At 64.8% G+C, this 13,305-nt stretch carries 8 protein-coding genes and 1 CRISPR repeat array; of the genes, 6 read left to right on the top strand and 2 right to left on the bottom strand.

Annotated elements, in window-relative coordinates; genetic code table 11:
• The first annotated feature begins 94 nt into the window (after window positions 1–94).
• From cas5c to cas2, 6 genes are all read left to right on the top strand, one after another.
• Complete coding sequence (cas5c, locus tag ACYQ00_RS17925) at window positions 95–757, top strand: type I-C CRISPR-associated protein Cas5c (RefSeq protein WP_460033458.1); 663 nt, start codon at window positions 95–97, stop codon at window positions 755–757.
• On the top strand, window positions 754–2,529 hold the full coding sequence (gene cas8c / locus ACYQ00_RS17920; protein WP_460033457.1) for a type I-C CRISPR-associated protein Cas8c/Csd1: 1,776 nt from the start codon (window positions 754–756) through the stop codon (window positions 2,527–2,529). The genes cas5c and cas8c overlap by 4 nt, the downstream gene beginning before the upstream one ends.
• Before the next feature lie 16 nt (window positions 2,530–2,545).
• Window positions 2,546–3,409: a type I-C CRISPR-associated protein Cas7/Csd2 gene (gene cas7c / locus ACYQ00_RS17915; protein ID WP_460033456.1), complete on the top strand. Its 864-nt coding sequence runs from the start codon at window positions 2,546–2,548 to the stop codon at window positions 3,407–3,409.
• 124 nt (window positions 3,410–3,533) lie between these two features.
• Window positions 3,534–4,178, top strand: coding sequence for a CRISPR-associated protein Cas4 (gene cas4, locus ACYQ00_RS17910; protein ID WP_460033455.1), 645 nt, complete (start codon window positions 3,534–3,536; stop codon window positions 4,176–4,178).
• Entirely contained in the window at window positions 4,175–5,206 is a 1,032-nt protein-coding gene (gene cas1c, locus ACYQ00_RS17905; protein WP_460033454.1) for a type I-C CRISPR-associated endonuclease Cas1c, read from the top strand. Before cas4 ends, cas1c begins: the two co-directional genes overlap by 4 nt.
• Window positions 5,207–5,209: 3 nt before the next feature.
• Window positions 5,210–5,500 (top strand): CRISPR-associated endonuclease Cas2, encoded by a 291-nt coding sequence (cas2, locus tag ACYQ00_RS17900; RefSeq protein ID WP_460033453.1) that lies wholly within the window; start codon window positions 5,210–5,212, stop codon window positions 5,498–5,500.
• 181 nt (window positions 5,501–5,681) lie between these two features.
• Window positions 5,682–11,406: a CRISPR direct-repeat array (repeat unit 32 nt; unit sequence GTCGCCCCCCACACGGGGGCGTGGATTGAAAC).
• 118 nt (window positions 11,407–11,524) lie between these two features.
• Here cas2 and ACYQ00_RS17895 read toward each other — a convergent pair.
• Window positions 11,525–12,577: a TylF/MycF/NovP-related O-methyltransferase gene (locus ACYQ00_RS17895; RefSeq protein WP_460033452.1), complete on the bottom strand. Its 1,053-nt coding sequence runs from the start codon at window positions 12,575–12,577 to the stop codon at window positions 11,525–11,527.
• Between the two features lie 28 nt (window positions 12,578–12,605).
• Window positions 12,606–13,289, bottom strand: coding sequence for a class I SAM-dependent methyltransferase (locus ACYQ00_RS17890; protein WP_460033451.1), 684 nt, complete (start codon window positions 13,287–13,289; stop codon window positions 12,606–12,608).
• Window positions 13,290–13,305: the final 16 nt, after the last annotated feature.

Genomic DNA, 13,305 nt, shown 5'->3' with positions numbered 1-13,305 from the left:
ATTTTCAATTAAGGCCAGGACGTGGGTTGAAACGATTACTTAAAGATCATCCTCTCTGCACCGTCGTCCTGGCCAGAGCCTCAAGGAGGTGCCCATGCCGTATGGCGTCACGATGCTTGTCTGGGGAGAGCGCGCCTGTTTTACGCGGCCGGAGATGAAGGCGGAGCGGGTCAGTTACGACACGATCACCCCTTCCGCGGCCCGCGGCGTGCTGGAGGCCATTTACTGGAAGCCGGAAATCCGCTGGGTGGTGGACGCGGTCACCGTCCTGAATCCCATCCGCTTCGAAACCGTCCGCCGCAATGAGCTGGGGCACAAACTGCCCTTCACAGCCATCACCGCGGCCATGCGCGACAAGACAAAAACGGTGGAGACCTTCATCGAGGACGACCGCCAGCCCCGCGCCACCCTGCTCCTGCGCGACGTCCGCTACCGGGTGGAGGCGCACTTCGAATTCACGCCCAAGGCCCAAGAGCGCAACGACGGCAAGCACCTGGACATCTTCAACCGCCGCCTGCGCGACGGCGCCTGCTTCCACCGGCCCTATCTGGGCTGCCGGGAATTCCCGGCCTTCTTCGCCCCGGACAATCCTTCCCTCCAGCCCGACCCCTCCCTGACCGGCACCCAAAACCTGGGCTGGATGCTCCATGACCTGGACTACAGCCAGAACACCCAGGAGCCGGAGCCGCGCTTTTTCCGGGCCACCATGGTCAACGGGCGCATCGTTGTCCCCCCCCTCAAGGAGGCCGTGGCATGATCATCCAATCGCTGGACGCCCTTTATGGGCAATTGCTTGCGGATCCCGAAGTCGACATCCCCCGCGCCGGCTTCTCCACCGCCAAGGTGCATTACGCCCTGGTCCTCAATCCCGAAGGCGAACTGGTGACCGTGCAAAATCTCCAGCAGCGCAGCGGCAAGAAAGTCGTGGCCAGTCAGCTGGTGGTGCCGGAGCAGGACACCCGGACCTCCGGCGTCAAGGCCTATGTGCTGTGCGACAAGACGGCCTACGTGCTGGGTGCGGATGAGGGCAAAGGCAAAGCGGCCAAGCTGGCGGAACAATTCAACGCCTTCAAGGCCCTGCATGCGGCCGTGACCGGGGACAGCGACGACGTCGGACTGCAGGCCGTCTCGAAATTCCTGGCAGCCTGGACCCCGGATCGCGCCGCCGCCCTGCCCGACTGGGCGGATCTGGCCGGCAAGAACGTGGTCTTCAAACTGGATGGAGAGCAGCAGTTCGTGCATGAACGCCCCGCGGCCCGGCAGGCCTGGCTGCGGTATCGCCACGCCCGGGAGGCCGGGGTCAGCGGCTTTTGTCTGGCACGCGGGGAACGTGGCCCCATCGCCGCGTTGCACCCCAATCTCAAGGGCGTGCGCGGCGCGCAGACCTCGGGGGCGTATCTCGTCTCCTTCAATCAAAACGCCTTCACTTCCTACGGCAAGGAGCAAAACTACAACGCCCCGGTCTGCGAGGACGCGGCCTTTGCCTACACCACGGCCCTGAACCACCTGCTGCGCGACGACAAACAGCGCGTTCAGATTGGCGACGCCACCACAGTCTACTGGACGGCCCGGCCCGCGCCCGTGGCCCTTGCCCTGTTCGGCGCCACCATGGGCGGGGGCCTGGGCGGGGATCTGGAACAGGACGAGGAAGATCCCGATGCCACCAGCACCCCGCCCTCGCAGGATGCCGGCCTGCTGCACCTCGTGCGGCTGGTGCTTGAGGCCTTCCGGGACGGCAAGACCGCCGGGGATCTGGACGCCGACTTGGACGAGCCGAACATTCCCTTTTATATTCTTGGCTTGAGTCCGAACAATGCCCGACTGGCCGTGCGGTTCTGGCATGTGAGCACCGTGGGCGAGATCACCGCCCGCCTGGGGCAGCACTTCCAGGATATTGCCCTCGACAAGCGCCATCCGCGCGACCCCGCCTTCCCCGGCATGTTCCGCCTGCTGGTGGAGGCCGCCCCCCTGCGCAAGGCCGAGAACATCCCGCCCCTGCTGGGGGGCGAGCTGGCCCGGGCCATCTTCAGCGGCGGGAACTATCCTTTCAGTCTGCTCAGCCGCCTCATCGGCCGCATCCGCGCCGATGGCGACATCAACTACCTGCGCGCCGCCATGATCAAGGGCCTGCTCGTGCGCAAGGCCCGTCTGGCCAACACATCGGAGGAGATCACCGTGTCCCTGAACGAAGATTCCACCAACATCGGCTATCGCCTGGGTCGGCTCTTTGCCGTGCTGGAAAAAGCCCAGCTGGACGCCCTGGGCAAGGTCAACGCCACCATCAAGGACCGCTTCTACGGCGCCGCCTCGGCCACGCCGCGGGCCGTCTTCCCCCGACTCATCCGGCTGGCCCAGCATCACATCGCCAAGGCGGAATACGGCGTGCGTTTGGACAAGGCCCTGGGCCAAATCCTGGACGACGTCCACGAGTTCCCGGCCCATCTGGGTCTGGACGACCAGGGCCGCTTTGCCCTGGGCTACTACCAGCAACGCAACGCCCTCTACGCCAAGAAAGAAGAAACCGCCTAAGCGCGAGGAACAGCATATGCCCGCCATTGAACACCGCCACGACTTCGTCTTCCTCTTCGACGTGACCAACGGCAACCCCAACGGCGACCCCGACGCCGGCAACCTCCCCCGCCTGGACCCCGAAACCAGCCACGGCCTCGTCACCGACGTGTGCCTGAAGCGCAAAATCCGCAACTATGTCCAGATGACCAAGGAAGAGCAAAGCCCCTGGCGCATTTACGTCAAGGAGAAGGCCGTGCTCTCCACCGTGCGCGGCGACGCGTACGTGGCCGTGGAAGGCAAGGCCAAGAACGAGGAGGAAAAAATCAAGCTCGGCCGGGACTTCATGTGCGCCAATTTCTTCGATGTCCGCACCTTCGGCGCGGTCATGTCCACCAAGCAAAACAACTGCGGCCAAGTCCGCGGGCCGGTGCAGCTGGCCTTCTCCCAGTCCATCAGCGAAGTGGTGCCCCTGGATATCTCCATCACCCGCATGGCCGTGGAGACTGAAGGCGAGGCCGACAAGCAATCCGGCGACAACCGCACCATGGGCCGCAAATCCATCGTGCCCTATGGCCTGTACCGCTGCCACGGCTTCGTGTCCGCCCCCCTGGCCCAGCAGACCGGCTTTTCCCAGGAAGATCTGGACCTGCTCTTCGAGGCCCTGGCCAACATGTTCGACCACGACCGTTCCGCCGCCCGCGGCGAGATGGCCGCCCGCAAGCTGGTGGTATTCAAACACGCCTGCAAGATGGGCAAGGCCCCGGCCCAGGCCCTCTTCGAGCGCGTGACCGTGGCGCTCAAGGACACGTCCACCCCACCCCGCAAGTATGGCGACTACGCCGTGACCGTGAACACCGCTGACCTGCCCGCCGGCGTGGAAGTGCGGGAAGTGTTTTAACGGGATGGCCTGCCGGGGGGACACCTTTCTTAAAGAAAGGCGTCCCCCCGGCACTCCCTTTCCAAAGATTTTTGTCAGTTTCATCAGGAACCTATAAACACTTTGGAAACACACAAGGCCGGCCATGCACCACTCGCGCCTGCCCATCTCCGCCCTGCAGCACTGGCTCTATTGCCCGCGGCAGTGCGCGCTCATCCACCTGGAGCAATGCTGGGTGGAGAGCCTGTCCACAGCCCTGGGGCGCCTGGAGCATCAGGCCGTGGACGTCAAACACCGCGACACCCGCCGCGGCATCAAGGCCGCCTTTGGATTGGAATTGGTCTGCGAGCGGCTGGGACTGACGGGCAAGGCCGATGTGGTGGAATTCCACCGCGAAGACGGCCAGCTGGTCCCCTTTCCCGTGGAGCACAAGCACGGCGCGGCCAAGACCCAGGATTGGGACCGTGTGCAGCTATGCGCCCAGGCCTTGTGCCTGGAGGAAATGCTCCAGGTGCCCGTGCCGCAGGGGGCGTTGTTTTATGCCCGGACGCGACGGCGCGAGGAGGTGGCCTTTACCCCGGCCCTGCGCCAGGCCACCGAGGCCGCCGTGCGGGACACGGCCGCCATGCTCGCCGCCGGCCGCACCCCGCCCGCGGTCTGGGGCAAGCGGTGCAAGGCTTGCTCCCTGCAGGAGCGCTGCCTGCCACAACTTTCGGGCACGCGCGCCGAGATGGGCCGGCTGCAGGACTATCTGGCCCAGGCGGCTTATCTGGAAGGAGAACTGGAATGAAGCAGCTGCTGAACACCCTGTTCGTCGTCACGCCCGGCAGTTGGCTGCACAAGGAGGGCGAGACCATCCGCGTTGTGCTCGATGGCGACGAGCGTCTGCGCGTTCCCATCCACACCCTGGGCGGCGTGGTGCTGCTGGGGCTTTCTTCCATGAGCGCGGAATGCATGGCCATGTGCGCCAGACAGAGCGTGGCCGTGAGTTTTTTGACGGACACGGGCCGCTTTCAGGCCCGTGTGGAGGGTGAGACCTCCGGCAACGTGCTGCTCCGGCGCGAGCAGTACCGCCGGGCCGACGACCTGGAACGCGCGGCGGCCATCGCCCGGTCCATCCTCACGGCCAAGATCGGCAACTGCCGTGCCGGGTTGCAGCGGTTTCTGCGCAACAATCCCGAGGCCGCCGGTCAGGAACGGGTGCAGGCCGCCGCAGCCCGGTTGCAGCTCCTGCTCCAGGACATCCGCCAGCCCCAATCCCTGGACTCCCTGCGCGGGTTGGAAGGCGAGGCCGCGGCAACGTACTTTGGCGTCTTCAATGAAATGATCCTTCATCCATCTCCAGCCTTTGCCTTTTCCGGGCGCACGCGGCGGCCGCCCCTCGATCCCGTCAATGCCTTGCTCTCCTTTCTGTACACCCTGCTCACCCACGACGTGCGGGCGGCCTGTTCGGCCGTGGGGCTGGATGCGCAGGTGGGCTTCCTGCATCGGGATCGCCCTGGCCGGCCAGGGTTGGCCCTGGACCTGATGGAGGAATTGCGCCCCTACCTCGCCGACCGGCTGGTCCTGACCCTGATCAATCGCAAGCAGCTCAGGCCAGAGGATTTCCGGCGGGAAGAATCCGGCGCGGTGCTGCTCAAGGATGAGCCGCGCAAGGAGGTGATCAAGGCCTGGCAGGAGCGCAAGCGCGAGGAGGTGCTGCACCCGTTTCTGGAAGAAAAAATGCCCGTGGGCATGCTGCCCTTTGCCCAGGCGCTGCTGCTGGCGCGGCACCTGCGGGGCGATGTGGAGGCCTACGCACCATTTTTATGGAGGTAAGCCGTGCTGGTGGTGGTGAGCTACGACGTGAAGACGGACACGCCCGAGGGCCGGTCGCGGTTGCGGCGCATGGCCAAGGCTTGTGAAAACATGGGGCAGCGGGTGCAGTATTCGGTATTCGAATGCCTGGTGGAGCCGGCGCAGTGGGTGGCCTTCCGCGGCCGGCTCCTGGAAATCATGCATCAGGAGGAAGACAGCTTGCGGTTCTATTTTCTGGGAGCACACTGGAAGCGCCGGGTGGAGCATGTGGGGGCCAAGGCCGGCTACGACCCGCAAGGAGTACTACTGGTATGACCCGTGCGCGGACCCCAAGTGACGGCGATTTTCCCGGGAGGTTCGCGAAGAGCTAGTATATTGTAATAAAGCAGATTATCCAATCAACCCACTGACAGTGTTCCATCCTCCTCCCTTTTGCCTCCCGGTCAGCGCAACGGGGCTTGCGAGCCCTGATAAAACCTGTAACGCTAACCCCGCAGTCGCCCCCCACACGGGGGCGTGGATTGAAACATTGTTGGCGCGGTCCAGCTCATCCCGCACATTGCGTCGCCCCCCACACGGGGGCGTGGATTGAAACCATCTGTTGCTTGACCTGCCGCACGGTCAGTTCCGTCGCCCCCCACACGGGGGCGTGGATTGAAACCCACGCACACTGCCGGGACCATCACCACAGGGTTGGTCGCCCCCCACACGGGGGCGTGGATTGAAACCGCAACACAGGGGACTGAAAGCAACTTGTATCCAGTCGCCCCCCACACGGGGGCGTGGATTGAAACAGCTCTGGCATGGGTCTCGTGCTTTCTCCATTGTGTCGCCCCCCACACGGGGGCGTGGATTGAAACTATTGTGCTCAATGACACGTGCTGACTCCCTCACCGTCGCCCCCCACACGGGGGCGTGGATTGAAACACCGGCAAAGGCGGGGCTATCGAGTTTGTAGAGGGTCGCCCCCCACACGGGGGCGTGGATTGAAACTTGAGCTGCACGGGCTCCAGTCGCGTGGCGTCCATGTCGCCCCCCACACGGGGGCGTGGATTGAAACTTGTGCGCCGGGACAGCGCGCCACGTGTCATGCACGTCGCCCCCCACACGGGGGCGTGGATTGAAACAACTCCTGGGGCAAATCCAACACGCCATGCTGTCGCCCCCCACACGGGGGCGTGGATTGAAACATCGGCACCATGCGCCAGAGGCGTCATGCACGTGGGTCGCCCCCCACACGGGGGCGTGGATTGAAACGATGGCCTCTCGCAACTCCGCACGAGTGACGGCTGTCGCCCCCCACACGGGGGCGTGGATTGAAACATGGGTATGATTACCGTCGTGACAGATGTGGTCCGGGTCGCCCCCCACACGGGGGCGTGGATTGAAACCCCGGTGGAGAAGTCCAAGGACGAATATTCCCGCGTCGCCCCCCACACGGGGGCGTGGATTGAAACCTCGTCATGTCTGACCACGCCCACACCACCCGACGTCGCCCCCCACACGGGGGCGTGGATTGAAACGACGTGCTGGTCAGCGGGCAGAACGTCTACCTGGTCGCCCCCCACACGGGGGCGTGGATTGAAACCAGTATCTGGGTCCAGGGGGACAACGATCCGTGGTCGCCCCCCACACGGGGGCGTGGATTGAAACCGGGTGGTGGAGTATGCCGACGGAGGATTCAAGAGGTCGCCCCCCACACGGGGGCGTGGATTGAAACGCGCTCAACGTCGCCTACAACGTCGCCATGCAGGGGTCGCCCCCCACACGGGGGCGTGGATTGAAACTGTTGCAGCCATTAGCCTCAACGGTGCCCCAAGGCGTCGCCCCCCACACGGGGGCGTGGATTGAAACTGTCCTGGAATGAGGTGGCCCTGTTGGGGATGACCGTCGCCCCCCACACGGGGGCGTGGATTGAAACGTCAACGTATTCATCTGCGAACGTGAAGCCAGGAGTCGCCCCCCACACGGGGGCGTGGATTGAAACATTCCTCATTGCTGACCAGGAGCTGCGGCGTGCGGTCGCCCCCCACACGGGGGCGTGGATTGAAACAAGAGCTGGGGGGAGTGGGTAGATGGGATCAACTCCGTCGCCCCCCACACGGGGGCGTGGATTGAAACATTCACTGCACCCGTGGTATGCAACTGTATCTGGCGTCGCCCCCCACACGGGGGCGTGGATTGAAACCTGAGCTGCCGTGAGCATGAGCAGCTCAACAGCCTGTCGCCCCCCACACGGGGGCGTGGATTGAAACAGGAAGTGTTCGTAGACGCTCACGCCGTAGTTGGGTCGCCCCCCACACGGGGGCGTGGATTGAAACCCGTGCCGCCCTGCGTGCCGCCAACATCGAATCAGTCGCCCCCCACACGGGGGCGTGGATTGAAACACCGCACGCCGCGCCTTGACGCCGCCGCACCATTGTCGCCCCCCACACGGGGGCGTGGATTGAAACGTTATTGTGACGCTGTTGCAGCCGTTGGGACAACGTCGCCCCCCACACGGGGGCGTGGATTGAAACCCAATCCTGCTGGCCCCATCCGAAGCCGTGTTTGGTCGCCCCCCACACGGGGGCGTGGATTGAAACTGCCAATCCCCACCATAGCCACGCTCGCTGGACGTCGCCCCCCACACGGGGGCGTGGATTGAAACATTGTCGGATATCTTGGAGACTGGCGATATCCCGTCGCCCCCCACACGGGGGCGTGGATTGAAACGAGAGCGAGACGTTTATCCGCGACCATCGCCTGGTCGCCCCCCACACGGGGGCGTGGATTGAAACGTAGCACTGCACGCAGGCCTCCAGGTCGCTGATGTCGCCCCCCACACGGGGGCGTGGATTGAAACCAGGTCCAGGGGGATCCACGTCCCGGCCCTGACGTCGCCCCCCACACGGGGGCGTGGATTGAAACTATGCAGGCGCATGAGCTGATGCGGATCGTCATCGTCGCCCCCCACACGGGGGCGTGGATTGAAACAGCCAAGAGATCGACGGGGAGGACCACCTAGGCCGTCGCCCCCCACACGGGGGCGTGGATTGAAACCGGCCTATACTGCCCGGCGCGCATAACGGAGGTGGTCGCCCCCCACACGGGGGCGTGGATTGAAACTGCGTCCCGTTGTGGCTCACGAGCGACACCCGCCGTCGCCCCCCACACGGGGGCGTGGATTGAAACTGACGTCCTTGTGGGCTGGCACGTGGATGGTGGCGTCGCCCCCCACACGGGGGCGTGGATTGAAACAGTACTAGACGATCAAGAGCACGTAGCAACCGAGGTCGCCCCCCACACGGGGGCGTGGATTGAAACGAGCACTCACTTCATTTGGGGACGTGAATGCTGGTCGCCCCCCACACGGGGGCGTGGATTGAAACCTTGCCTGCTGTCAGCCTGGCGCTCAATGGCAAGCGTCGCCCCCCACACGGGGGCGTGGATTGAAACTTGCTCCTCGCAAGAGCCGCCCTTACTGCAGCTGTCGCCCCCCACACGGGGGCGTGGATTGAAACGCGCATGAAAGAGAAGGTGAAGGCGTGGCACTCCGTCGCCCCCCACACGGGGGCGTGGATTGAAACGCACACATCCGCATAAATCCGCACACATCCGCACGTCGCCCCCCACACGGGGGCGTGGATTGAAACAATCTCTCTGGCCCCGTGCGTGTGCTTGTGGAAGTCGCCCCCCACACGGGGGCGTGGATTGAAACACCATCGTCAATGCCGACACCATGGAGCTGGATCAGTCGCCCCCCACACGGGGGCGTGGATTGAAACGCTGATGTCCTGATCACTCATTCCCCGCTCCCCGCGTCGCCCCCCACACGGGGGCGTGGATTGAAACGCGGCAAGACCATCCAGGCTGGATTTGAACTACGTCGCCCCCCACACGGGGGCGTGGATTGAAACTGGCAGGCTATCACCTGGGCTTGCAGCGCGGCGAGGTCGCCCCCCACACGGGGGCGTGGATTGAAACCAGTATTCGGCCTGGCCCTGGAGGCTGGTCGGGAGTCGCCCCCCACACGGGGGCGTGGATTGAAACTTCTTGACCAAAGCTATCATCCATATTCTACGTACAGTCGCCCCCCACACGGGGGCGTGGATTGAAACTTGAGCTTGGCCGGCTGCCCCTGGGCCTCAAACCGTCGCCCCCCACACGGGGGCGTGGATTGAAACCTGGTCAACGAGAGCAGCATCGACGCGGAGGCCTGTCGCCCCCCACACGGGGGCGTGGATTGAAACCCGCCTGCTGGAGATGACCCGGACCCTGCTGGCGTCGCCCCCCACACGGGGGCGTGGATTGAAACTCCGAGGAGGTCATATGCGAGGATCAAACCAACACGTCGCCCCCCACACGGGGGCGTGGATTGAAACCCGCCTGCTGGAGATGACCCGGACCCTGCTGGCGTCGCCCCCCACACGGGGGCGTGGATTGAAACTCCGAGGAGGTCATATGCGAGGATCAAACCAACACGTCGCCCCCCACACGGGGGCGTGGATTGAAACGAGCCCTGGCAGACGTCCACCGCGTTGGCTGTGCGTCGCCCCCCACACGGGGGCGTGGATTGAAACAGCTCGATGTGCGCGCCGTGCTTGCCGTGTAGTGGGGTCGCCCCCCACACGGGGGCGTGGATTGAAACAAGAAGAAGGAGTGTGCTTGATGCCCGTCGCAACGTCGCCCCCCCACACGGGGGCGTGGATTGAAACCCCCGCGCCCCCCTCCGGTTTGGGAGGGGCGACCGTCGCCCCCCACACGGGGGCGTGGATTGAAACAGCACGGCCAGGAGGGCGGCGGCCTCGTCCTGCGTGTCGCCCCCCACACGGGGGCGTGGATTGAAACACCGGCGGCCTGGGCGCGGCCTGCTGGTGCCGCGGTCGCCCCCCACACGGGGGCGTGGATTGAAACTGCCTAGCGTCGTGGAATAGCAGCCTAGCCTCTGGTCGCCCCCCACACGGGGGCGTGGATTGAAACTCTGGCTGGAGCGAGGAGAGCAACGTCTCGGAAAAGTCGCCCCCCACACGGGGGCGTGGATTGAAACCAGGCCGGCCGCGGCCAGGACCTGCCGGACTGGCCGGTCGCCCCCCACACGGGGGCGTGGATTGAAACAACAGCGCCGGGGAACTGGGCGTTGGACCGCTGGGTCGCCCCCCACACGGGGGCGTGGATTGAAACTCCATGGCCACCAGTGAAACCTACAAGGGCGCTGAGTCGCCCCCCACACGGGGGCGTGGATTGAAACCGCCGGGTGGCTGGTCTACAGCGTCTGCATGAAGGTCGCCCCCCACACGGGGGCGTGGATTGAAACCGCTGCGCGGTCGGCCATGTAGTCCGTCCGCAGCGTCGCCCCCCACACGGGGGCGTGGATTGAAACGTAGATGCCCTGAAAGGCGTCCTCAAAAGCAATAGTCGCCCCCCACACGGGGGCGTGGATTGAAACGTCGCAATTAAAACGTTAATAATGATCTTGCGAGGGTCGCCCCCCACACGGGGGCGTGGATTGAAACGCTATTGCGGGTGCTGCATTGGCTGCCGCTGACCGTCGCCCCCCACACGGGGGCGTGGATTGAAACTAGCCATGCAAGGCCGCAAAGACGATACCGGCAAGGTCGCCCCCCACACGGGGGCGTGGATTGAAACACCATCATCAAGGGCAACACACGTGACGCCGTGGGTCGCCCCCCACACGGGGGCGTGGATTGAAACCTCCAGACTCATCCACTGCCCAGCCACCAAGTGGTCGCCCCCCACACGGGGGCGTGGATTGAAACTCCGGGCTGCCCACAAGGGCCGGCGGGGTGATAAGTCGCCCCCCACACGGGGGCGTGGATTGAAACTGCTGGGCTCCCTGTTTGGCTGGAAGGTTAAACGTCGCCCCCCACACGGGGGCGTGGATTGAAACAGCCACAGAAGGCGGCGTACCGCCAAAAAGGGGCGTCGCCCCCCACACGGGGGCGTGGATTGAAACCGCTGGGATGCCCCGCCGCATGACGGGCACCCCGCAGTCGCCCCCCACACGGGGGCGTGGATTGAAACCGGGCCACAACCCTGCCTTCGCGCAGCAGGTCCGGTCGCCCCCCACACGGGGGCGTGGATTGAAACCCCCTACCGTATAACGTAAACGATAGGGGTTGAGTCGCCCCCCACACGGGGGCGTGGATTGAAACAGCTTGGGGGATACCTCGCTGGTGACGCGGACGGGTCGCCCCCCACACGGGGGCGTGGATTGCAGTGTGGTCGGGCCAGGAAGGGGGGCCGGGGCAGGTGCTCAGGTGCGCAGTGTCCATGTTGATGGAGCGCAACAGGCTGGCTCCCCCTCCTCCCCTGGCACTCGGCCAAGCCGGGGGCTCCTCAGGCAGCAGGCTTGAGAAAGACCGCCCCCACCCCGCCGGGGATGCGCTTCACGGCCAGGGAGAGCCCGCGCGCGGTGGCGAAATCGGCCAGGGCGCGGTCGCAGCCTTCCCAATACCCGAAGTCATCCACTTGAATGGGAGCCTGGGGCGTCACCAGGTCATAGAAATTATTCAGAATATCCATGGTGGATTCATACCAGTCCCCATCCATGTGCAGCAGCGCCAGGGCCGGAATCTCCCTGGCTGCCATGGGCAGGGTATCCTTGAAGAAACCCGGGAACGGGCGCACCAGATCTTCCAGGCCCAAGAGCCGGCAGACTTCAAGCAGACTTTCCACAGGCGCAGCGCAGGTCCCCGCGCCCCACCCGCTTTCCTGGGCGGTGATGCCGCGGTGGACATCCTGAGGGCCAGGATCGGGCATGCCGGAAAACGTATCAAAGCAGTACAGGGTCCTGGGCCGCCGGCTGTACCGTCGGATGGCATAGGCAAGCAAGGCGCTGGAGCCGCCGGCAGCCACGCCGCACTCGGCAAAATCCCCGGGCAGGTCCGCCAGACAGACCTGTTTGGCCAGGGAAAAGAGCGACTGGAGCCTGGGCAGGCCGACCATGGTATAGGCGCGGATGACCGGCAGAATGGCGGCCAGGTCGGGGTCTGCTACGGTCTCTGTCCGGCTGTCATGCCCCTGGAGCAGTTCCATCATGCGGCGGGCCGTCTCGTTGTCTGGAAAATAGCGCAGTTCTTCCTTGAGCGCCTCGCGCGCGCCCAGCGTGTCTCCCTGGGCGACAAAGGCCAGGGAGCGCAGCAAATCCAGGTCCTGCACGGGAATGCGCAGGGCCTTGGCCGCCGCTCCCAGGGTATTGACCGCATCGTGCTGGCCAGCCGCCACCAGCGACCGCAGCATGCTGACCACATCGTCAAGCAAGGGGCGCATCACCTGGGCGGGCGCATGGCTGCCCAGCCGGTACAGCCGGTTTGCCAGCAGTCTGGCCTGCTCCGCCGAGGCTGGCGGAGGACCTTGGACCTCGCTCCGATGCATGGAAGGGGTGGACATGAAAGGCTCCGCAATCGTGGAAAGGTGATCAGGCATCACGGCGCAACAAAATCACGCCATCACGCTGGAAATACTGCAGGTCATCGCACAGCACCGTCCAGCCCGCATCGCGGCAGAGGGAAGCCATGATGTTGACGGTGTTGCGGGGCCACCAGATCGCGTCATCCGGCTGGGTGCTGAACTCTTCCGGCACGCCACCGCGGGCAAATCCCCACGCGCCGAGCTTTTCCCAGGCGCCATAATTGTGGATGGCATGACCGCCGGGTTTCACCTTGCGCAGGGCGTGTTCCAGGATGGTGCGAATAGTGGAGGTGTTGCAATGGCAAAGCACCCCAAAGGAGAAGAACAGGTCGAACTGCTCATCAGCAACGCAGGAGAAGGTATTGTCTTCCACCTGATGGCATTGCAGCCGGCCGCCGTATTGGTCGGGTTTGAGCCAGGGCGTGGCATCCTGAAAGTCGCAGGTGTGCAGACTCCCCTCCGGCAGCTGGGCGAGCAGTGCCCGGGTCCAGGAGCCGCGCCCGGGCCCGAGCTCCAGCACCTGGGCGTCCGGTCGGAGCAGTGGCTTCACGGCTTTGTTGAAATAATTGAAATATGATCCGCCGCAGCGCCGTTCTTCATTCGCCCGGCAGGCATCGGGACGCAGTGCGAGGATGTCGCCGCTGTCGTACCCGTAATCAAACTCCTGCTTCAACCATTCGATCGTCGGCATATATCGTCCTCCAGAT

The organism is Megalodesulfovibrio paquesii, assembly GCF_054653055.1.
The sequence above is the reverse complement of the archived record's forward strand: the minus strand, read 5'-3'. Positions and strand labels throughout refer to the sequence as shown.